The sequence below is a fragment of the Streptomyces sp. H39-C1 genome (assembly GCF_027158125.1).
GTDB classification, from domain to species: Bacteria; Actinomycetota; Actinomycetes; order Streptomycetales; family Streptomycetaceae; genus Actinacidiphila; species Actinacidiphila fildesensis.
This window is the reverse complement of sequence record NZ_JAPVLS010000027.1, coordinates 1-20,458: the sequence shown is the minus strand read 5'-3', so window position 1 is coordinate 20,458 and position 20,458 is coordinate 1. Positions and strand designations below refer to the sequence as shown.

The following is a 20,458-nucleotide window of genomic DNA, read 5'->3' as shown; positions in this document are numbered from 1 at the left end:
GCCCTGATGGGAGGTGCGTCTTGGCATCAGGCGCTGATGGGGGTGTGTCTGGCATCAGGTGCTGATGGGCGAGGCGAAGACGACGGTGATGTCCACTTCCTCGGCGCCCGTGCGGTAGAAGTGCGGTGCGTCCCCGGCGAAGGCGAGCATGTCGCCGGGACCCAGATCCTGCGGGGCGTCGACAGGGCCGGCGGTCACGTGCCCGGTGGCAACGAGCAGGTGCTCGATCGTGCCGGTGGCGTGCGGGACACCGGGCAGCTCCCTCTCGGGTGGAATGCGCAGCCGCCAGATCTCCAGGCTGTTGCCACTGCTGATGCGGCGCAGCAGTTCCCGGGAGACCTCGCCGGGCTCGGTGTCCGTGCCCGGCCGGAAGACCGGCCCGGTGTCGGCGTCACGTGCCAGCAGGTCGGCGATCGGGATACGCAGGGCGATCGCGATCGCGTCCAGGGTGTCGATCGTCGGATTGCCGTTGCCGGACTCCAGCTGCGACAGCGTGGCCTTGCTCAGCCCGGCGCGCCGGGCCATCTCCGCGGCGCTCATCCCACGCTGCTGGCGGCGCAGGCGGATCTTCGCGCCGACTGCGGCTGCGGTACTGCTCACCGGCTGGCGGCCGGACGGCGGGGGTGTCATCAGCGGCTCCGTTGCGGTGCGGTGCAGGACACGCGGACGGTGCCATCGAGGTGGGCGCGGACCTGTGCGCCGACCCGAATGGCCTCGATTGAATGAACCATGCGTTCACTATACCGAACACTCGACGCAGTATTGAACCCATCGTTCGTTTTAGTGAACGACCCTCACTGCGGGGAGCCGATCGTCCGGTCCGACGAATGGCGAACGCCGCGCGCCGCGGTACCAGCGGCGAGGCCGGCGGGCGCAGCCGGTGGCCGGCGCGACGTCACGGTAAAGGTTGTCGAAGCGGTGGTGCGCCTCCGGCCAGGCGCCGACGGCCCCCGCTACGAGGACTTCCGCACGTACTCTCCCGGTTCGGCGTCCGCGTCCATGCTGTACAGCAGCAGATGGCCGTCGCGACCGACCATGAAGAAGATCGCGGAGGGCTCACGGCAGCCCTTGCCCGACTTCGCCGCGTAGGTCGGCGGGCTCAGCGCCAGCACCGGGGACACCGCGCCGATGGCGAGAGTGCTGTCGCAGAACTGCTCCGTGCCGTCCTCCATGCCCGCCATGCCCGAGATCCGCACCAGTCGGCCACCGACCGGGCCCTGCGTGATCGAGATCAACTCCTTCTCCCGATAGGCCGGGTTGGCCGGCACCCAGACGCCGACGTACTGGTCCGGCACCGCGGTCCCTCCGCCGGCCGACCGGTAGAAATCGGCCGTCAGGCCGCCGGACGTCCACACCAGCACGTCTCGCGACCGCACCTTGAGGGTCTGCTGGGACAGCGGCTTGCAGCGTCCCTGCGGAACTCCCGCGGTCACCTGGCCCGCGGCGACGACCACGGTGTCGGCATCGGTCGACACCAGCTTGCTGCGCCCTGTGCACTGCACATTCCGGTCGGTGTCGATGTACGCGGCGACCTTGTCGCCCGGCCGGCCCGGTGCGATCTCCAGCCGCAGTACCCGCTTCGGCAGATCGGAATTGCCCTCGACCACGCCTTCCCAGGCGCCGACGAACTCATTCGGAACTCCCGGCCCGGCGCTCGGTGATGCCGAATTCGACGCCGGCGCGGTCGCCGAGTGTGTGCTGCCCGCCGCGGGGCCCTTGTCACCACCGTCACGCAGGATCAGCGCCACGCCCGCGGCCACCGCGGCGAGCGTCACCACTGCGGCCAGCACCGGCCGCCACCGCCGCGTGAACCGCGTCGGCGCCGTCGAGCCCTGCGACGGTGTCTGAGCGGCGAGTACCAGCGGCGGTGCGTCCGCGGCGATTACCTGCGGCGATGCCTCCACAGGGGGTATCTGCGGTGGTGTCTCCGCGGTGAGGATCCGGGCGGCGAGCCGGCCGAGCTCAGTCAGCAGCTCCGCGGGCAGCCACGGCCCGTCCGCGTCGGTGTGGGTGCCCGCGGCGAGCTGTTCGGCTGTGGGCCGCCGCTGCGGGTCCTTGTCGAGGCAGGCCGTCACCAGACCGGTCAGCGCCTGCGGCACCCCGGTGAGGTCCGGTTCCTCCTCGGCGGCACGGAACATCAGCGCGTGCGGCCCCAACTCGGCCGAGCCGAACGGCAGCCGCCCCGTCGCCGCGTACACCAGCACGGAGCCGAGGCTGAACACGTCCGCGGCAGCCGTCACCGGCTGTCCGCGCACCTGCTCCGGCGACATGAAACCCGGCGAGCCGAGCACGACCCCGGTCGAGGTCCGCACGCTGCCTGCCGCGGTGTCGAGCGCCCGGGCGATACCGAAATCGATGATGCGCGGGCCGTCGACCGTCAGCAGGATGTTCGACGGTTTGAGATCGCGGTGCACCAGACCCGCGCCGTGGATCGCGCACAGCGCACGGGCCAGCCGCCCCGCCAAAGCATGCAGTGTCGCCTCGGGCAACGGCCCGTAGCCCGACCCGACGACCTGGTCCAGTGCCGGCCCCGGCACGTACTCGGTGGCCACCCACGGGGCCGCGGCCTCGGTATCGGCGCCCAGAACCGGAGCCGTCCCCTCACCGCCCACCCGGTGCAGCGCGGCAACCTCCTGACGGAACCTGGCCCGGAACTCCGGAACCTCCGCCAGCGCCGCCTTGACCACCTTCACCGCCACGGCCCGACCGCCCGCGGAACGCCCCAGGAACACCTGGCCCATACCGCCGGAACCCAGCCTGCCGACCAGCGTGAACTCCCCTATCCGCCGCGGATCCCCCGGCTCCAGGACGTGCATCCGTGCCCCACTCTCCCCCGTGTACGTCAACCCGCTCCGCGCAGCGGCGACACTACCGGCCCGAACAAGAACCCGCCCGCAGCGCCTGCACCCCAAGGCCGGCCAGGACCTTCAGGTCGGTGCCCGCCGGGGTGGCGGTCGCCTCGGTCACCCGGTCGAAGCACCGGCGGAGCCGAAGACGTCCGAGGGGGACCGCCGCACGCTGCGGCGGCCCCCCTCGTGCCGGAGCAGATGCCGGGTCGAGCGTGTGCTCGGACCCGGTCCCGGCGGACTACCCGATGGTCCAGTGCTGGAGCGCGGAGTTGGTGTCGGCTTGTTGTGTCAGCAGCGCGCCGTCGGCTGTGGAGGCCGTGGTCAGCAGCAGTCCGCTCTTGACCGACTTGACGGTGTAGCCGCCGCCCGCCAGTGGGGTCACGGTCCACTCCTGGTTCGTGGTGCCGGAGCAGGTCCACTGGATGATCTTGGCTCCGGCGGCCGTCGAGCCGCCGTTCACGTCGGCGCAGAGTCCCGAGGTGCCGTTGACGAGGGTGTAGGAGCCGTCGGACTGCTGCGTGAACGTCCACTGCTGGTTCGCGCCGCCGTGCAGGGCCCAGGTGATGAGCTGCGTGCCGGTGGTGGTCGAGCCGCCCGGGTCGTCGAGCGCCTTGCCGCCCGTGGTGAGCGTGTGCACGCCGTTGAGGTTGCCGGTGCCGGAGCCGGGCCAGAGCGGGTTGCGGCCGACGGCGTCCATGATCGGAACGAAGGCGGCGTAGGTGGCGGCGAGTTCGGGGGTGCCCCAGGTCATCTGCGCCAGATCCCGCATGGGGTACTTGATCCCGGCCGCGGTCTGGTCCTGCGTCTCGGCGCTGGGGTTGTCGCACCAGACGTGGAGCAGGGAGCCCAGGTTCTTCGAAGCGCTGTTGATGGTGTTGCCGCCCTGGAACAGGTCCGGGTTCCAGGTCTCGTACATCCACGTCGTGTTCGGCTTCGAGCCGCCGTAGACGTAGTAGGTCGGGTCCCAGGACTCGTTGGCGACGGTGTGCCCGGCGTTGATCAACTGCTGCGGTGTGAGGCCGTAGTTGTACCAATACTCGACGACGATGTCGGCGTTCGGGGAGATGGTCCCGTCGCCGGCCTTGATGCCGTCGTTCCACATGCGGGTGGTCTTGGCTCCGGTCTTGACCAGGCTGTCGGCCCAGTTGATGAAGCCGTAGTAGGTGTCCTTGGCCGTGGCACTGGCACCGTAGTTGGCGCGGGCGTAGGTGAGCAGTTGTGGGTAGGCACTGTAGTTGGTCACGTACTCGTCCGCGCCGATGTGCCAATAGCGCGAGGAGGCGAACAACGGCAGGTACTCGTTGATCAGATCACTGATCAGGGTCCGCGCGCCGGGGATGGACAGGTCGATGAAGGCGCTGCTGACGCCTCCCGAGCTGTCCTTGAGCCGGTAGTCGTGCCCGATGTTGAGCTCGCCGGTGAGGATCGCGTCCATGTGCCCCGGCATGTCGATCTCCGGGACGATCGTGACGTGGTACTTGTTGCCGACCGCGATGATGTCGGCGATGTCCTGCTTGGAGTAGTGCTGGGTCGACGTGACCTCGGGGTGTGTACTGCTCTCCAGCCGGAACCCGAACGTGTCCGACAGGTGCAGGTGGAGGTAGTTCATCTTCAGGTAGGCCATGTCGCGGATCTGGTTCTCGACGAACGGCACGTCGAAGAACCGGCGCCCGGCGTCGATCATCAGGCCGCGCTCGGCCTTGGTCGGCGAGTCGGTCGCCGTGCCGGCGGTGATCGTCGAGCCTTGGTGCAGCATCTGCAGCACGGTCCGGGTGCCCCAGAACTCGCCGGTCGTGGTGCCGCCCTGGATGCTGATGCTGCTGCCGACGGTCATGGTGTAGCCCTCGGCGGGAAGCCCGTTGCCGCCGAGCGTGAGGGCGATGTCGCCGACGCCCGCGGCACCCTGCACGACGGCGACCGTACGGCCTTCGAGGGCGGAAAGGTCGGCGGCGAAGGTGTTCGCGTCTGCGGTGAGCTGTGCGGCATAGGCGGGGTCGACGACGACGCGGCTGGCGGAGATGAAGCTGAACGAGCCGGTGCCGGCGGTCCAGGAGCGCAGGGACGGGACTGTCGTCGGGGTGCCAGTGGCGGCGTGGGTCGCCGGCGCCGCGGCGAGCAGGTAGACGGGGACGAGGCTGGCGGCGAGGGCGGCCGCGGCCAGGGTTCTGAGTGGTCGCATCGGGTGTCCGGTCTGTCGGAGGGACGGTGCGGCACGGTGCGGGGTTGTGCGCGATTCGCTGCTCGATCTGCGCGGTATAGACCACGTGGAGCTTGTAGTGCGCAGTATTGGACAGAAATCCGGGGCGTGGCAAGGGTCTGATAGCGGGTAATTGCTGCCCGCTGCCGCATGGGCGGCCGATCCATCGGCACCACAACTCGAACGCGCCGCCCGCGAACACGCCCTGCCCTCTGACGGCCCGTCGGGTGAGCAGGCCGTCTGACCGCTCTGCGAGCCCTGGGCCTCCCCGACGACTTTCGCGGGCGTACTCCTGACCAGGGGTGCCGCTACGAAGGACGATCTTTGGTGCCGGGTTGCCCTCACCGGACCATCGCAGGTACTCCCAACGCATCCAGCGGGCTTGTCGTTGCCGACAAACCCGCTGGTCGCACTATCGGGACGACAGGATGTGAACCTGCGACCCTTCGACCCCATGCCGCGCACCGTCCGAAGGACACTCGGTCCTGGTCCTGGGACGACGACACAGCCGATCGGCTCCCGGCCAACTGCAAGGAGAACGAGCCTTAGCGGCCTCGGATCCGGCCGACAGGGCCGCCCTCAGGGGCAGCGCACCGAACGCCGGCACGAGGAGGGGTACGGCCCCCCCCAAAGGTGTCAGTTCCAGCGGCGCTGACCGGTCTCAGCGGAAGGCTGCGACATTGCGGGCAGCCCAGTCGGCGAACCGACGCGGGGCGCGGCCGAGGACCCGCTGGACGTCCGGGCTGACGCGCAGCTCGGCCGGGCTCGGCGAACCGAGGATGTCCAGCGTGTCGTCGGCGAGCTCCGACGGCATGCTCTGGGTCATGGCGGCCTTGGCCTCGTCGCGGGTGAGTTCGTGGAACCTCACCGGCGAGCCCAGCGCGGCGGCTAGGGCCTCCGCCTGCCGGCGCGGAGTGATCACCTCCGGACCGGTGAGCTCGTACACACCGCCGGTGTGCCGGTCCTCCACCAGGCAGGCCGCCGAGACCGCGGCGATGTCCGCCGGGTCGATGATCGGCAGCCCGACGTCGCCGAAGGGCGCGGCGACGAGCTGTTGCGTGCGGACGGAATCGGCCCACCACAGGGCGTTGGAGGCGAAGCCGCCCGGCCGCAGGATGGCCCACTCCAGACCGGACTCCCGCAGCGTGTCCTCCAGTGCGCGCATCGCGATCCGCGTTTGGCCGTAGGGCCTGGTCGCCACGCCCTGCGTGGAGAGCAGGACGACCCGGCGGACCCCGCCGGCCGCAGCTTCGCCGATGATGTCGGCGGGGTTGGCTCCAGTGGCGTGCAGGTCGCCGGACAGCAGAAGGAACAGTGCCTTCGCCCCGGCCAGCGCGGGCTTGAGTGTGGCGGGCTCGGCCAGGTCGGCCACCATGTGGCGGACGCCGTTGGGCACCGCCGCCCCGTGTCGTGACACCGCCGTCACCTGATGGCCCGCCTCGGCCAGTGCCTGCGTCAACGGCCGGCCGATATTCCCGGTAGCCCCGGTTACCACGATCATGATCAGCTCCTTGTCGGAAGTCCTCAGTGGTCTGCACGCTAGGAGCACGGGCTTACTTTTGGTAAGGACATACCCCGAGGTAAGCTCCTGACATGACGGAAGGCGTGCAGGACAGACAGGCCGAGGCGGGGAAGCGGTATGACGTGTTTCACACCGACTGCCCCGCGCGCGATGTGGTCGACCACGTGACCAGCAGGTGGGGCGTGTGGGTGCTGATCTCCTTGCGGAGCAACAGCCTCCGGTTCTACGAACTGCGCGACAGCATCCGGGGCATCAGCGAGAAGATGCTCGCGCAGACCCTGCGCGGGCTGGTCCAGGACGGCCTGATCTGGCGTGAGGTCGAACCGACGACGCCGCCTCAGGTGACCTACGGGTTGACCGAGTTCGGCCGGGACGTCGGCGAGCCGCTGACGGAGCTGTTCGACCGGATCACGCTGCGGCTGTCGCCGCACAGCGCGGGATAATTCGCCGCCGCGGTTGTGGCGATGGCACTGCCGTGCGCCCCTACGGAACCACTCCGATTCAACGTCTGCGGCTACGGCGAAGACATGGGCCGACCCCACCCTCGACGGAAGAATCGCGGCGCCCCGCTGCCGACCGGTGAAGGGGGCGGGGCGCCGAAGGAAACGTGATGCTACGTCAGCTCACGGCGCGCCCGACGCGCTCCTCGACACCTACGAGGCCGAGCGGCGGCCGGTCGCGCGGCATGTGCTCGCCCTCACCACCCTAGTCTTCGAGCAGGACCGCGTGGACAAGGACCGCGGCTTCTCCCAGCGCGGCGGCGCGACCTTCCAACTGGGCCTCGGCTACCGCGAGAGCCCCCTGACCCGCGAGTACCGAGAGGGCCTGGGCGACGACGCGCTGCGCGCCGGAGACGCGCCCCCGACGCCCCCTGTGGGCCCATCCGTCTCTTCGACCTCTTCCGCGGCCCGCACGCCACTCTCCTCGCCTTCGGCGGGACCGATGCCCCAGCCTCGGAACGCTACAAGCCGGTCCGGGTCGGCCGGCCCGGCGAGCAGGGCGACGTCATCGACGTGGACGGCCACGCACACAAGGCCTACGGGGACCGGGGGCTCTTTCTCTTACGGCCCGACGGGTAGGTGGCACTCGCGGCGGAGGACCCGGCGGACCTGGCCTCGTACGAGGTCCACCAGCCAATCGTTCGTAGCGATCGCAGCTGTGGATACGTCGTCTGGTCGCGATGCGGGCGGATCCGTAGGCTCGGCCGCATGCATGATGAATCCGAACGCGTGGAGAGCCTGTTAGACGCCCAGGCCAAGGCCATTGCCCTCTTCTCTGAGGTGCAGAGTCGGCGGCTGGTCACCGCGGGCGAGAGTGAGCAGGGGATCAGTGAGCGGATTCGCGATCTCGCGCAGGAGTTGTTCGGCGTGCGGCGCGGTGAGGACGAGCGGATCGTCCGGTCGGGCACGAACACCCTTCAGCCGTATCAGGTGCGCCCGGAGGATCGGCTCGTCGACGCCGACGAGGTCGTTGTCTGTGACCTGGGCGGTGTCTTTGAACAGAGGGAAGCCCACTTCCGACGTACTGCGGTTCTCGGCGGGTCTCCTGTCAAGCTGCGGCTTCGGGACGATCTGCAACTGATCTTCGAAGCGGGCAGGCGCGCGTTCGAGAGCGATCCTGGCATAACCGGCGAAGAGCTCTTCACGGTCATCGCTGAGCTGACAACCGAGGCGGGGTGGGAGTTCGGCAGCCCGCACGCTGGGCATCTGGTGGGCGAGGTCCCCCCGGAGACGGTCGCCCAGGACGAGGTCATGTCCTTCATCGCACCTGGCAATACGCAGCAACTGCGGCGCGAGGACAAGGCCGGGCGTCCCTGCCACTGGGTGCTGGAGGTGCACCTCGTCGATCGGGATCGCGGGTTCGGTGGTTTCCACGATCAGCTGCTCGACCTCGGCTGATCGTGGCCGTGGCTGCACTGGGCGGATCACATCGGCCCGACGGGTGCCCTGGTCGCCCGGCCATGATGCGGTCTCACCCGGACGCTTCCGGGGCAGCGGTGCACCGGGGCGGTCGGCGCTGGTTACCAGCGCATTCATCGTGGGGCGGTGACGGTGCGGATGTCGGCCAGCCCGCAGAACAGGCGACCGGCATCTACTGCCGCGACGAGGACAGCGTCCTCGATGCCTTCGTCTGCCGCATGTGACTGAGCCCATGTCCCGGGTTCGACCAATGAGACGAGCACATGCCCATGGACCGCCGCGGCGTGCCATCCCGGACTGAGTGCCAGGGAGGAGGTGCAGGCCAGCTTCAGGCGGCCGGTGTCCAGTTGCGTGATCCGGTCTGCTTCGACGGTCACCGTGCAGTGCGTCATCGGCCACAGCCCGCCGTCCCACTCGCGGCGGGTCGGCCGACGCATTCCCGCGGCCTTCAGCCGTACCGCCAAATCGGCGTACCTGACCGCGTCAGGCGGCTGGACCGTTATGGCTGAACGGCGTTCACCGTCCCGCAGGACCACGGTGGCCAGGCCCCAAGAAGTCCGATTCATGGCTCTGGACGGTAGCGGCGTACCCGCGCTCAGGTGTCCCGTATGCCCAAAGTCCACCGGATCGGGCGACCCCCACCCCGTCGGCGAACTACTGGTGCGGGCCGGCGCACAGCCGGCCCCGCTGGAGGTGTCGATCGACCCGTACGCACCGCTGGACTTCGCGGCGCTTCACCCGGTCGCGCGCACCGCGCGAGCCTCCTGACGACTGCCCGCACCCTCCGCATCCGGTCGGGCTCATCGAGGATGCTTGGACGAGATCATTCGACATTAGGTTAGGCTAAGCTAAGTCACATCGCAGTGTGTGCCGGGCCGTCAAGGGGAGGAACAGCCATGGGGATGCCGGTGGTCTTCAGCGCCGAGCCGGCTGCCCAACAGCCTGGCAGCCGCGGTCTCGTGGCGTCTGTGGGGTGTATGCGCACCTCAGCGTCCTCCTGACGGCCGCAGACGCCTTCATGAACGACATTCAGCCTTTCGTCGTCGCGGACGCCGTGGCCGACTTCTCCGCCGAGGAGCACGCCATGGCCCTGCGGTGGGCCGCGCACAACGGCAAGGTCCGCACCACCAACGCCCTGCTGCGAGACCTGCTGCTCCGCAGGACCCCTCGGGACGCCTGACGCGTCTTCGCATGCCCCCACTGACAGAAAAGACGGAAGAACATGACCGTACGGGTCGCGGTGGCCGGGGCCAGTGGCTACGCCGGCGGCGAGATCCTGCGCCTGCTCGACTCACATCCCGGCGTGGAGATCGGTTCCGTGACGGCACACAGCCGAGCCGGCCAGGTGCTCGGTGAGGTGCAGCCGCACTTGTCCGCTCTCGCCGACCGAATGCTCAAGGAGACTTCGGCGGACACCTTGCGCGGGCACGACGTGGTGTTCCTCGCCCTCCCGCACGGCGAGTCGGCGCCCCTGGCCCGTCTGCTGGGGGAAGACACCCTGATCGTGGACTGCGGCGCGGACTTCCGTCTGCACGACGCCGGCGACTGGGAACGCTTCTACCACTCCGAGCACGCCGGGACGTGGCCGTACGGACTGCCCGAACTACCGGGCGCCCGAGTCGAACTGAAGGGCGCGAACCGGATCGCCGTACCGGGATGCTTCCCGACCGCCGTCAGCCTGGCGCTGTTCCCGGCCTACGCGGCCGGGCTCGTGGAGCCCGAAACCGTGATCGTGGCGGCCAGCGGAACCTCGGGCGCGGGCCGGGCGGCCAGAGCGCACCTTCTGGGCTCCGAGGTGATGGGCTCGATGACCCCGTACGGCGTCGGTGGCGTCCACCGGCACACCCCGGAGCTGGCGCAGAACCTGTCGCGGGTGGCAGGCGAGCAGGTCACCGTGTCCTTCACCCCGATGCTGGCACCCATGCCACGCGGCATTCTGGCCACCTGCTCGGCCCGTCTGCGCCCCGGCATGGGGGTCGACAGCGGCACGGACGAGGTGCGCGCGGTCTTCGAAGCCGCGTACGCCGACGAGCCGTTCGTCCGGCTGTTGCCGCCCGGCCAATGGCCCTCCACCGGATCGGTCCTGGGTTCCAATACCGTGCACGTGCAGGTGGCTGTGGATGCGGCCGCCGGTCGTCTGGTCTGCGTGAGCGCGATCGACAACCTGGTGAAGGGCACCGCGGGTGGCGCGGTGCAGAGCATGAATGTCGCCCTCGGCCTGCCGGAGTGGCTGGGCCTGCCCACGAATGGAGTGGCTCCGTGACCGTGACCGCTGCCCGCGGGTTCCTTGCGAGCGGTGTGGCCGCCGGCATCAAGGAATCCGGCGATCCCGACCTGGCCCTGGTCGTGAACCAGGGGCCGTCGCGTTCCGCCGCCGGGGTCTTCACCTCGAACCGGATACAGGCCGCGCCGGTGCGCTGGTCCCGCCGGATGCTGGCGAACCATCGGCTCTCCGCAGTGGTCCTCAATTCCGGGGGCGCCAATGCGTGTACCGGCCCGGCCGGAACCGAGGACGCGCGTCTGATGGCCGAGCGCACGGCCATGGCGGTCGGCGCGGAAGTGAACGACGTGGCGGTGTGCTCGACCGGGCTCATCGGCGTACCACTGCCGATGGACCGGGTCACGGCGGGCATCGACACCGCGGCCGACCGGCTGTCGGCCGTCGGCGGCGAGGACGCGGCCGTGGCGATCAAGACGACGGACTCGGTGCACAAGACCGCGGTGGCGCCCCGGTCCGGGTGGACCGTCGGCGGTATGGCGAAGGGTGCGGGGATGCTCGCGCCCGGGCTGGCCACCATGCTGGTGGTCCTCACCACGGACGCCGAGATCGACGGCCCGGCTCTCGACTCCGCGCTGCGCGCCGCCGTACGCACCACCTTCGACCGGGTGGACTCGGACGGCTGTATGTCCACCAATGACAGCGTGCTCCTGCTCTCGTCGGGCGCCTCCGGCGTGACCCCGGACGACGGGGAGTTCACCGACGCCGTGCACGCGGTGTGCCTCGACCTGGCGCGTCAGTTGGTGGCGGACGCCGAGGGCGCGTCGAAGGAGATCGAAGTGGCCGTCGTCGGCGCGGCGTCCGAGGAGGACGCCGTGACGGTGGGCCGGTCGGTGGCCCGGAACAACCTCCTCAAGTGCGCGCTGCACGGGGAGGATCCGAACTGGGGCCGGGTGCTGTCGGCTATCGGCACAACGGGCGCCGCCTTCGACCCGGACCGCCTGGACGTGGCGATCAACGGCGTCTGGGTCTGCCGGGACGGCGCGGCCGGGGAGGCCCGCGACAAGGTCGATCTGTCGGGGCGCCAGGTCACCGTCACCGTCGATCTGCGCTCCGGCAACGCCTCGGCGGCCATCTGGACCAACGACCTCACCGCCGAGTACGTCCACGAGAACAGCGCCTACAGCTCATGAACGGGACGGGGACAGGGATGAAGGCTCCCGTCGAACAGCACGTGGCCGCGGCGGACCTGCCACCGGGGGACCTTCCCTGGCAGGAAGAACTCCAGGGCCGGACGGTCGTCATCAAGTTCGGCGGCAACGCCATGGTGGATCCCGCGCTTCACCGGACGTTCGCTCAGGACGTCGTGGAGCTGTGGCACGCGGGGCTGCGTCCCGTCGTCGTGCACGGCGGCGGACCGCAGATCAGCGCGATGCTTGCCCGGCTCGACCTGGAGGTCCGCTTCGAGGCGGGCCTGAGAGTGACGACTCCGGAGACCATGGACGTGGTCCGTATGGTGCTGACGGGTCAGGTCCAGCGTGAGCTCGTCGGTGCCATCAACGCCCACGGGCCGTTCGCCGTGGGCATGTCGGGCGAGGACGCGCACACGATGACCGCGGTACGACGCGGCGCCCTGGTGGACGGCCGGCCGGTGGACATCGGCCTGGTCGGCGACGTCGTGGCGGTGGACCCCGGTACCGTACAGGTGCTGCTGGAGCAGGGCCGCATCCCGGTGATCTCGCCGGTCGCGCGCGGCACGGACGGGCGGGTCTACAACATCAACGCCGATCTCGCGGCGTCCGCGCTGGCCGTCGCGCTCGGCGCGGAGCGCCTGGTGATGCTGACGGACGTGGAGGGGCTGTACGCGGACTGGCCGCACAGCACCGAGGTGATCGAGCATCTGACTGCCGGTGAGCTGGACGTGCTGCTGCCGGGCCTCGCCGGCGGGATGCTCCCGAAGATGGAGGGCTGTCTGCGAGCGGTCCGCTCAGGAGTCGGCCGGGCGCACGTGCTCGACGGACGGGTACCGCACGCGGTGTTGCGCGGCGTCTTCACCGGGAGGAGCCCCGGCACCACGGTCGTACCCGACAGCACACCCGACAGGGGAGGAACGAGCTCATGACCGCCGCCGGCGCCGCACCGCTGACGGACCGCTGGCGAGCGGTGATGATGGACACCTATGGCACTCCCCCGCTGGCTCTGGTCCGCGAAGACGGCCGCACCGTGTGGGACAAATCGGGCCGCGCCTACACGGACTTCACTGGCGGGATCGCCCGGTGGCGGCCCGGATTCAGCGGGCGGCGCAGGGGGCCGGGTTCCTGGTGAACGCCGCCGGCGACCGGACCGTGCGGTTGGCTCCCGCTCTGACGGTCACGGAGGCGGAGATCGCCCAGTTGGTGGGAGCGTCGCCAGCCATCCTCGGCACGTGACGTCAGCGCGAGTGACGTCCACTCGGTGCGAAAGAGGGCGGGACCGAGCCGTTACGGCTCGGGTTCCGCCCTCTCGTCGTGACGGCTCACCAGGTGGCGCTCACAGGACCCGGGCGAGTACGCGGGCGCCCCGCCGGGGGTCCAGAGACCGTGCCCAGGACAGAGGGGCCAGGCTCGGGCACGTAGGAGCGAATCCGTGCCGCAGGAAGAGGCGGCCACTGCCGGTCGTCGCCGTGAACAGCGCGTCCAGCGACTGCGCCCGCCCACGGGCCAGGGCGGCGCCCAGAAGCCGTGCCCCCACACCACTCCCCTGCATGTGCTGCGCGACGCAGAAGTTGTACAGGACCCCGAGGGCCCGGCCGTCGCGCGTCGGGTCCGGGTCGTCGACGCGCAGCGCGAGGCAGCCGTCCAAGGTGCCGTCAGGCGCCTCGGCGACCAGGAAGTCGGTCGCTTGCGACGCGTAGACATGGAACGGCCGCTCACGCAGTACGCCCGCGCGGATGAACGGACGTGAGAGAGCGGCGAGAGCGGCGGCGTCCCGGGAACCGGCCGAGCGCACGGACGACGTGGGGGTGTGGGGTGGGCAAAGCGGTTGGTGCGCGCGGGACGACAGCCTCACAGCTTGTGCCCCTCCCCCACGTCCCGCCCGTCCACGAACGTCGCCACGACCTCGATGTCCCCGATCCTGGACCGGATGTACGCGTTCGTCAGCCTCGTACAGAGCATGATTCCGTCCCTGGGGTGTGTCGGGGCCGGGGCCGACTGCATCCCTCCAAGCGGCGCCTGGGTTCCACCGACAGGGACAGCCCCCGGCGCGGGTGCTCGTCGAGTGCTGGACTAGCGGGCCGTACCGATGCCGTCAGCGAGCGGCTGGGCCGTGGCCGGGGCGGCCTTCAGGTCGCGGTCGATGATCGATTGCAGGATCTCGCCGACTCTGATCGCCGTGTTGGACAGCAGGGACGACGTAATCCCGTGGGTGTGCTCGGTGCCGCCCTGGAGGTAGATGCCGCAGCGCAGTTCGGGGTGGGTCGCGACACGGTAGTCGCGCTCGACCCGGATGCGTCCCTGGTCGTCGCGGTGGCAGCGGTCCCCGACCTCGCCGAGGAGGCCCACGGGGTCTGCCTGGCTGTAGCCGGTGGCGTAGACGACGACGTCGGCGTCCAGCGTCGTCTCCTCGCCGGTGATGAGGGACTTGACGGTGGCCCGGACGTTGTCCTGTGTCTCCTCCACGCCGGTGAGCCGCGAGACGTTGATGAAGCGCAGCCGCTCGGTACCGAGGACACGCTCCTGATACGCCTGCCGGTACAGGTCGTCGATCAGGTCGATGTCCACCACGGAGTAGTTGGTGTTCCCGTGGTAGTCCATCAGCTTCTGCTTGATGTCGTCGGGGGCCGTGAAGTACTCGTCGACCGCGGCCGGGTCGAAGATGCGGTTGGCGAAGCTGCTGTCGTCGGCGGGGCTGTAGCCGTAGCGGGAGAAGACGGCGCAGACCTCGGCCTCGGGGAAGCGGCGGTGCAGGTAGGCCACGTTCTCGGCGGCGCTCTGGCCGGCGCCGACGACAACGAAGCGGGAGGGGTTGGTGCCCTCCAGCCCGTCGACCTTCTTCAGCAGCTCGGAGTTGTGCCAGACGCGGTCCGTCCGGTCGACGCCCTCCGGCATGACGGGACGCAGTCCGGTGCTGATGACGAGGTTGCGGGCCCGGTGGACCACGACCTCGGATCCCGAACGGGCTGTCACGTCCAGGTACTCCACCACACCGTCGCGTACGACGGGCTCGACGGCGATGACCTCGTGGCCGTAGGAGACCATGTCGTCGACCTTCGCCGCGGCCCACTCGAAGTAGTCGTGGAACTCGACGCGGAGCGGGAACAGGTTCTTGGCGTTGACGAAGTCGATGAGGCGGCCCTTGCTCTGCAGGTAGCAGAGGAAGCTGTACTCACTGGCCGGATTCCGCAGCGACACCAGGTCCTTGAGGTAGGACACCTGCATGGTCGCGTCGTCGATCAGCATGCCGCGGTGCCAGCCGAACTTCGGCTGCTGCTCGAAGAAGTGAGCGGTGACCGCCTCCTGCCTGCCGACGCGAGCGTTGTGCTCGCTGAGCGCTATCGCCATGGCCACGTTGGACGGCCCGAAGCCGATGCCAATGAGGTCGTGGACCAGAGGTGCGTCGCCAGGAAGAACCTGAGACATGTCACTCCCATCGTGCGGGACAGCCGCGTGTGAGGTGTGGGTGAGGACGAGGCGTCGGGCACACCGGAAGCGGCGGCCGAGCGGAACTTAGGTAAAGCTAACCTGATCTGGCCAACCTGTCACCCGGACAAAACAGGCAAAACGTCAATCATGCCGTCAAACGCCCTAGAATCGCGGGCTGTTGTACCCTTAGGTAAGCCTTGCTTTACTTAGCGCCGGTCATTCGCTCTTTCGAGGAGGAACCCCATGCGGGTCGTCATGTTCGGTTATCAGACCTGGGGGCACCGCACCCTGCAAGCGCTCCTCGACTCCGAGCACGACGTGGTGATGGTCGTGACGCATCCCAAGAGCGAGCACGCTTACGAGAAGATCTGGAGCGACTCGGTGGCTGAGCTGGCCGAGAAGCACGGAGTCCCCGTGGTCATCCGCGACCGGCCCGACGACGAGGAGTTGTTCGACCGTCTCAAGGAGGCCGACCCGGACATCATCGTGGCCAACAACTGGCGTACGTGGATCCCGCCGCGCATCTTCAACCTCCCCCGGCACGGAACACTGAACGTCCACGACTCGCTGCTGCCCAAGTACGCCGGCTTCTCGCCACTGATCTGGGCCCTCATCAACGGCGAGCCCGAGGTCGGCGTCACGGCCCACATGATGGACGACGAGCTCGACGCGGGCGACATCGTCCAGCAGCGTGCAGTCCCCGTCGAGCCGACCGACACGGCCACCGATCTGTTCCACAAGACGGTCGACCTCATCGCCCCGGTAACGACCGGCGCCCTCGCTCTGATCGCCTCCAGGCAGACGGAGTTCACCCAGCAGGACCGCTCCCAGGCCACCTTCTTCCACAAGCGGTCCGAGGAGGACATCCGCATCGACTGGAGCTGGCCGGCCGAGGACCTCGCGCGCCTGGTCCGCGCCCAGTCCGCCCCCTACCCCAGCGCCTTCGCCTTCCACAACGGCAAGCGCCTCGAAGTGGTCTCCGCCGTCGTGTCCCAGGGCCGGTACGGCGGCACCCCGGGCCGCGTCTTCTACCGCGAAGGTGACGGCGTGGTGATCGTCGCCGGGGCCGACGCCCGCAGGGGCCGCAACCACGGCCTGGCCATCAGCCGCGTACGGACCGAGGACGGCCAGGAGATGCCGGCCCTCGAGTACTTCACCTCCATGGGCGGCTACCTCACCAGCCGTCCCTGACCCGTCGGCTGAGCACCGAGGGCCCAGGCGATCCTGGGCCCTCGGCACCGCCATACGCGCAGGAGGCTGGGCCGACCCGACTCAGAGGAACGGTATAACCCATCCGCGTCACAGCCGAAGGTGAGCGTCCGGGGCCGCACGCTCGGCTCGCACAGCTTCGAGCCATCGCTCCTGACGGCTCCCGGGAGCGAGCAGGACGCAGTCGTCACAGTTGCCCGCATCGGGGATGCGGTAGTTGAGGCAGCAGGTGGTTCTGGTGAAGAACGGGTGCCCGGCCACAGGTTCCGCCTGGTGGCCGGTGCCCCGGAGGTGGCCGAGGCCGAGGAGCCGGTCGCCCAGGGCGATCGCTTCGCGTGCGTGGGACGGCCGTTCGTGGGCGATGACGCCGACGACGCCGGTCAGTGACGAGGCGTCGTTGCCCCAGAGCAGCCGCGGGGAGACCTTGACGACTGCGCGGGTGAGGTCGGCCAGCGGCTGCAGGATTCGGGCCATCGCCCGGTAGAGCGGTTCGGCTGTGGCCTCAGGGCAGTTGGTCTCCATGCCCCTGGGCTCGGACAGGCGGAGTGGGAGCGGGCCGGCGGCCGAGGCCCGCCAGGACAGCCGGGTCGGCGTCCAGTCCAGGACGGTGCGGTGCAGGACGGCCGCGCCGAGGACAGGGAACCACAGGCGAGCTGCCAGGTCCTGGTAGACGCTGGACGCCGCGACGCGCAGCTCGGTGGTCCGGTAGGCATCTGCGGTGGCGAGGATGCGTGCTTCGAGGGCGTCGCGGTCGCTGAGGCGATCGCGCAGCGCCCGCCAGCCGGGGCCGTCGTGGGCGGTGAAGAGGTGGAAGTGGTCACCGAGTTCGGAGACTTCGGCGATGATCTGGCCGAGCCGGGCCGGTTCCATCGGTTCCATCGCTGGACTGCCTGTCCTGCCGGAGGGGCGGGTCAGTGTGTCTCGACAAGGGCGCCGGAGAGCTGGTCGGCCGCGCCGGGGACGGGGGCGGCCGGGTCGGTGCCGAGGTCCACGATGCGGTTGTCCTGGTCGACATGGACGACGTGCGACTGGTGGCGGCGGGCTTCGCTCTCCTCCACCTGCTGGAACGACATGATGATGACCAGATCGCCCGGCTGGACCAGATGAGCCGCAGCGCCATTGATGCCGATGACGCCGGAACCTGCGGGTCCCTCGATGGCGTAAGTGGTGAGCCGGGCTCCGTTGGTGATGTCGACGACGTGGACCTGTTCGCCCTCCAGGAGATCGGCGGCCTCCAACAGGTTCTTGTCGATGGTGATCGAACCCACGTAGTGCAGGTCGGCCTGGGTGACGGTGGCCCGGTGGATCTTGCCGCCCAGCAGAGTGCGCTGCATGTCATGCCCTCCGTATGACGAAATGACGAGTCGGCCGCGCGGACCGGAGCCCGAGCGGATTTAGGTAATGCTAACCTAAGTTGAATTTTGGAACCCCCGCCAGAGCCCGCGTGAATGTGCCAGACGTCACCGGGTGGAAAGGAGCACGATGGCTCGCCCCAGTTCGATCCGCATCTCTCCCAGAACACGGTTGCGTTCGCGGTTCGCCGCGACGATAACGGCCTTCGTGGTCGGCGCCGCCTTGCTGTCGGCGTGCTCGTCGTCCGAGGACACCACGGCACCCGCCGCCGCGGCGTCGTCCGGCTCGGCCTTTCCCGTGACCATCAAGCACAAGTTCGGCTCCACGGCCATCCCGAGCAAGCCGAAGCGGGTGGTCACCGTGGGCTGGGACGACCAGGACTTCGCGCTGGCACTGGGCGTGGTGCCGGTCAGTACCCGCGAGTGGTTCACGCAGTACCCGACCTACCCCTGGGTCAAGAAGGAGTTGGGCGGCACGAAGCTGCCCACCTTCTCCGCCGAGCTGAACTTCGAGGCCATCGCCAAGCAACGTCCCGATGTGATCCTCGCGATCAACGAGACGGTCACCAAGGAGAGCTACCGGAAGCTCTCGGCGATCGCGCCGACCGTCGTCCAGTCCAGCGCATACCTCGACGAGAAGACCCCCTGGAACGTGCAGACGCTGACGACCGGCCAGGCGCTGGGCAAGAGCGCCGAGGCCCAGGCACTGGTCGACAAGGTCGAATCGAAGATCGCCGCCGCGAAGAAGGCCCATCCCGAGTTCGCCGGCAAGGTGCTCGCCATGGACTACGGCCCCGACAAGGGCCAGCACTGGATCGCTCCGGCCCACGACCCGCGCCGGGTCCTCTTCGACGAGCTCGGTTTCGCCACGCAGACCGTCAAGGAAGACCTCAGCGAGGAGCGGCTCGACCTGATCGACAAGGACGTGCTGGTCGTTGTCGGCGCGACCAAGCCGGCGATGCTGGCCTCGCCGGCCTTCGCCCGCCTGAACGTCGTCAAGAGCGACCGTACGCTCTACACCAGCTTCGACACCCCGCTGGCGGGCGCGCTGTCCTACAGCGGCCCCAACGCCCTGTTGTACGCGCTGGACGTACTGGTCCCGCAGTTGGCCAACGCGGTCGACGGCAAGACCGACACCAAGGTGGCCGACCTGTCCAACCAGTCCTGACGCAGTGGACGCCCGAGGATGTCGAGCGTCCGGGCGTCGAGCAGTTCCGAGTGCCCGCACGCGACGGCGTGCACCCGCAGGGCCCCACCGATGTGCGCGGCCCACTGCTCCGACGCCGTGCCGTGGAAGCCGGGCTCCGCGACGGTGGCGTCGACGAACACCGCGTCGCCGGGGAAGACCCCGAACTCCGCGTGCTCGGCCAGGTGGTCGCTCTCCAGGTAGTTCTCGACCACCCGGGCGATCTGCCCGTCCGCCAGCATCGACACCTCGCCACCGGAGTGGCGCAGCAGCACCACCGCGTCCGCCACGGACATCGAGGCCGCCTGCTCCGCCGGGACCGGGTACCCCAGCTCGGTGAGCAGCCGGACCACGGCCGCCGGACCGTCCCACGCCGCGTCGTACCGCTGCGTCCCGTCCTCCTCCGTCGCGTCCTGCGATGCCGGGACCCTGGCCCGCGAGTCGAGCATGCCCAGGAAGGACACCTCCCGGCCCGCGGCGGTCAGCAGCGTCGCCACCGCGTGGGCCACCGCTCCGCCGAACGACCAGCCCAGCAGCCGGACGGGGCCGGCCGGGGCGGTCCGACCGATCAGCTCGGCGTACTCGGCCGCCAACTCCCCGAAAGTGGTGGGCAGATCGTCGGTGCGGCTGAGCCGCGGCGACTGCAGGCCGTACAGCGGTATCCCGTCCGGCAGGTGACGCTTCAGCCCGGCGAACTGCCAGCTCAGACCGCTGGCCGGGGGCAGGCAGAACAGCGGCGCCCGGTCGCCCCCGGTGCGCAGCGGCAGAAGCGGCGCCAGTGCGTCGCCCACCGGGGCGGCCGCGCCGCTGAGCCTGCGGGCCAGCGCCGCCGGAGTCGGCAGCGCGAACAGCTCCGCGACCGGCAGCTCCACCCCGAACTCGCGGCGCAGCGCGGCGGCCAGCCGGACCAGCAGCAGCGAATGGCCGCCGAGGACGAAGAAGTCGTCGTCCACCCCGACCGACTCGACACCCAGCACCGAGGCGGCGGCCTGGCAGACGGCGGCCTCGGTACGCGAGCGCGGTCCGGTGTGCGACGTCAGGTCCGCGAAGTCGACCTCGGGCAGTGCCGCCCGGTCCACCTTGCCGTTGGGGGTGAGCGGAAGCTCGTCCAGTACGGTCGTCGCCGCGGGGATCATGTACGAGGGCAGCTGAGTGGCGAGGTGTGCCGCGAGCGTCCGGGGCACGTCAGGGGTGCCGTCGGCCGTGGTCAGGTAGGCGAGGACCCGCCCGTTGCCCTGCCCGTCGGTACGGGCCACGGCCGCCGCGCGCGCCACGCCCGGATGCGCCGCCATGACGGACTCGATCTCGCCCAACTCGATCCGGAAGCCCCGGACCTTGACCTGGTGGTCGCCGCGGCCGAGGAACTCCAGCCCGCCGCCGGAGT

General features: G+C 69.7%; 20 protein-coding genes and 1 pseudogene. 10 read left to right on the top strand and 11 right to left on the bottom strand.

Going from position 1 to position 20,458, the window contains the following annotated elements:
• Positions 1-54 precede the first annotated feature (54 nt).
• From O3W51_RS19390 to O3W51_RS19375, 4 genes are all read right to left on the bottom strand, one after another.
• On the bottom strand, positions 55-630 hold the full coding sequence (locus O3W51_RS19390; RefSeq protein ID WP_138351934.1) for a helix-turn-helix domain-containing protein: 576 nt from the start codon (positions 628-630) through the stop codon (positions 55-57).
• Positions 631-953: 323 nt separating this feature from the next.
• Entirely contained in the window at positions 954-2,816 is a 1,863-nt protein-coding gene (locus tag O3W51_RS19385; protein ID WP_138351935.1) for a serine/threonine-protein kinase, read from the bottom strand.
• A gap of 271 nt (positions 2,817-3,087) precedes the next feature.
• Positions 3,088-5,028, bottom strand: coding sequence for an RICIN domain-containing protein (locus tag O3W51_RS19380; protein WP_269287057.1), 1,941 nt, complete (start codon positions 5,026-5,028; stop codon positions 3,088-3,090).
• 679 nt (positions 5,029-5,707) lie between these two features.
• Positions 5,708-6,547: an SDR family oxidoreductase gene (locus tag O3W51_RS19375; protein WP_198359104.1), complete on the bottom strand. Its 840-nt coding sequence runs from the start codon at positions 6,545-6,547 to the stop codon at positions 5,708-5,710.
• Between the two features lie 92 nt (positions 6,548-6,639).
• Between O3W51_RS19375 and O3W51_RS19370 the strand changes: the two genes are divergently transcribed.
• Together O3W51_RS19370 and O3W51_RS19365 are read left to right on the top strand one after the other, a co-directional pair.
• Entirely contained in the window at positions 6,640-7,011 is a 372-nt protein-coding gene (locus O3W51_RS19370) for a winged helix-turn-helix transcriptional regulator (RefSeq protein WP_164293223.1), read from the top strand.
• A 765-nt stretch (positions 7,012-7,776) separates the two neighbouring features.
• Complete coding sequence (locus O3W51_RS19365) at positions 7,777-8,466, top strand: M24 family metallopeptidase (protein ID WP_198359103.1); 690 nt, start codon at positions 7,777-7,779, stop codon at positions 8,464-8,466.
• A 134-nt stretch (positions 8,467-8,600) separates the two neighbouring features.
• Here the strand turns inward: O3W51_RS19365 and O3W51_RS19360 are convergent, their stop codons facing one another.
• Entirely contained in the window at positions 8,601-9,023 is a 423-nt protein-coding gene (locus O3W51_RS19360) for a hypothetical protein (RefSeq protein WP_269287055.1), read from the bottom strand.
• A 28-nt stretch (positions 9,024-9,051) separates the two neighbouring features.
• Here O3W51_RS19360 and O3W51_RS48875 point away from each other — a divergent pair, with 28 nt between their 5' ends.
• From O3W51_RS48875 to O3W51_RS19330, 6 genes and pseudogenes are all read left to right on the top strand, one after another.
• Positions 9,052-9,255, top strand: coding sequence for a hypothetical protein (locus O3W51_RS48875; RefSeq protein WP_381586584.1), 204 nt, complete (start codon positions 9,052-9,054; stop codon positions 9,253-9,255).
• 196 nt (positions 9,256-9,451) lie between these two features.
• Positions 9,452-9,667 (top strand): annotated as a pseudogene (locus O3W51_RS19350) (isochorismatase family protein); the annotation flags it as partial.
• Positions 9,668-9,709: 42 nt separating this feature from the next.
• Entirely contained in the window at positions 9,710-10,750 is a 1,041-nt protein-coding gene (argC, locus tag O3W51_RS19345) for an N-acetyl-gamma-glutamyl-phosphate reductase (RefSeq protein WP_138351941.1), read from the top strand.
• Positions 10,747-11,898, top strand: a complete 1,152-nt coding sequence (gene argJ / locus O3W51_RS19340) for a bifunctional glutamate N-acetyltransferase/amino-acid acetyltransferase ArgJ (protein ID WP_138351942.1) — start codon at positions 10,747-10,749, stop codon at positions 11,896-11,898. The genes argC and argJ overlap by 4 nt, the downstream gene beginning before the upstream one ends.
• A gap of 17 nt (positions 11,899-11,915) precedes the next feature.
• Entirely contained in the window at positions 11,916-12,827 is a 912-nt protein-coding gene (gene argB / locus O3W51_RS19335; RefSeq protein ID WP_138351943.1) for an acetylglutamate kinase, read from the top strand.
• Positions 12,824-13,030: a hypothetical protein gene (locus tag O3W51_RS19330; protein WP_187145190.1), complete on the top strand. Its 207-nt coding sequence runs from the start codon at positions 12,824-12,826 to the stop codon at positions 13,028-13,030. Before argB ends, O3W51_RS19330 begins: the two co-directional genes overlap by 4 nt.
• Before the next feature lie 204 nt (positions 13,031-13,234).
• Here O3W51_RS19330 and O3W51_RS19325 read toward each other — a convergent pair whose 3' ends face one another.
• Positions 13,235-13,693, bottom strand: coding sequence for a GNAT family N-acetyltransferase (locus tag O3W51_RS19325; protein ID WP_138351944.1), 459 nt, complete (start codon positions 13,691-13,693; stop codon positions 13,235-13,237).
• A 278-nt stretch (positions 13,694-13,971) separates the two neighbouring features.
• A complete protein-coding gene (locus O3W51_RS19320) occupies positions 13,972-15,324 on the bottom strand; it encodes a lysine N(6)-hydroxylase/L-ornithine N(5)-oxygenase family protein (protein ID WP_198359100.1) in 1,353 nt (450 codons plus the stop codon).
• A gap of 246 nt (positions 15,325-15,570) precedes the next feature.
• Here O3W51_RS19320 and O3W51_RS19315 point away from each other — a divergent pair, with 246 nt between their 5' ends.
• Positions 15,571-16,518 carry a methionyl-tRNA formyltransferase gene (locus O3W51_RS19315; RefSeq protein WP_269287054.1) on the top strand — a complete coding sequence of 316 codons (948 nt, stop codon included), beginning with the start codon at positions 15,571-15,573 and terminating at the stop codon, positions 16,516-16,518.
• 108 nt (positions 16,519-16,626) lie between these two features.
• Here O3W51_RS19315 and O3W51_RS19310 read toward each other — a convergent pair whose 3' ends face one another.
• From O3W51_RS19310 to O3W51_RS19300, 3 genes are all read right to left on the bottom strand, one after another.
• Positions 16,627-17,415 (bottom strand): (2Fe-2S)-binding protein, encoded by a 789-nt coding sequence (locus O3W51_RS19310; protein WP_269287053.1) that lies wholly within the window; start codon positions 17,413-17,415, stop codon positions 16,627-16,629.
• Positions 17,416-17,447: 32 nt separating this feature from the next.
• Positions 17,448-17,870 (bottom strand): aspartate 1-decarboxylase, encoded by a 423-nt coding sequence (gene panD, locus O3W51_RS19305; protein ID WP_138351948.1) that lies wholly within the window; start codon positions 17,868-17,870, stop codon positions 17,448-17,450.
• A 126-nt stretch (positions 17,871-17,996) separates the two neighbouring features.
• Positions 17,997-18,194 (bottom strand): hypothetical protein, encoded by a 198-nt coding sequence (locus O3W51_RS19300; protein WP_232486086.1) that lies wholly within the window; start codon positions 18,192-18,194, stop codon positions 17,997-17,999.
• Between O3W51_RS19300 and O3W51_RS19295 the strand changes: the two genes are divergently transcribed.
• Positions 18,187-19,056: an ABC transporter substrate-binding protein gene (locus O3W51_RS19295; RefSeq protein ID WP_269287046.1), complete on the top strand. Its 870-nt coding sequence runs from the start codon at positions 18,187-18,189 to the stop codon at positions 19,054-19,056. The two genes, O3W51_RS19300 and O3W51_RS19295, sit on opposite strands and share 8 nt — an antisense overlap.
• Here the strand turns inward: O3W51_RS19295 and O3W51_RS19290 are convergent.
• Positions 18,942-20,458: thioesterase domain-containing protein (locus tag O3W51_RS19290; protein WP_269287045.1), on the bottom strand; the 1,517-nt coding region annotated here is incomplete at its 5' end. The two genes, O3W51_RS19295 and O3W51_RS19290, sit on opposite strands and share 115 nt — an antisense overlap.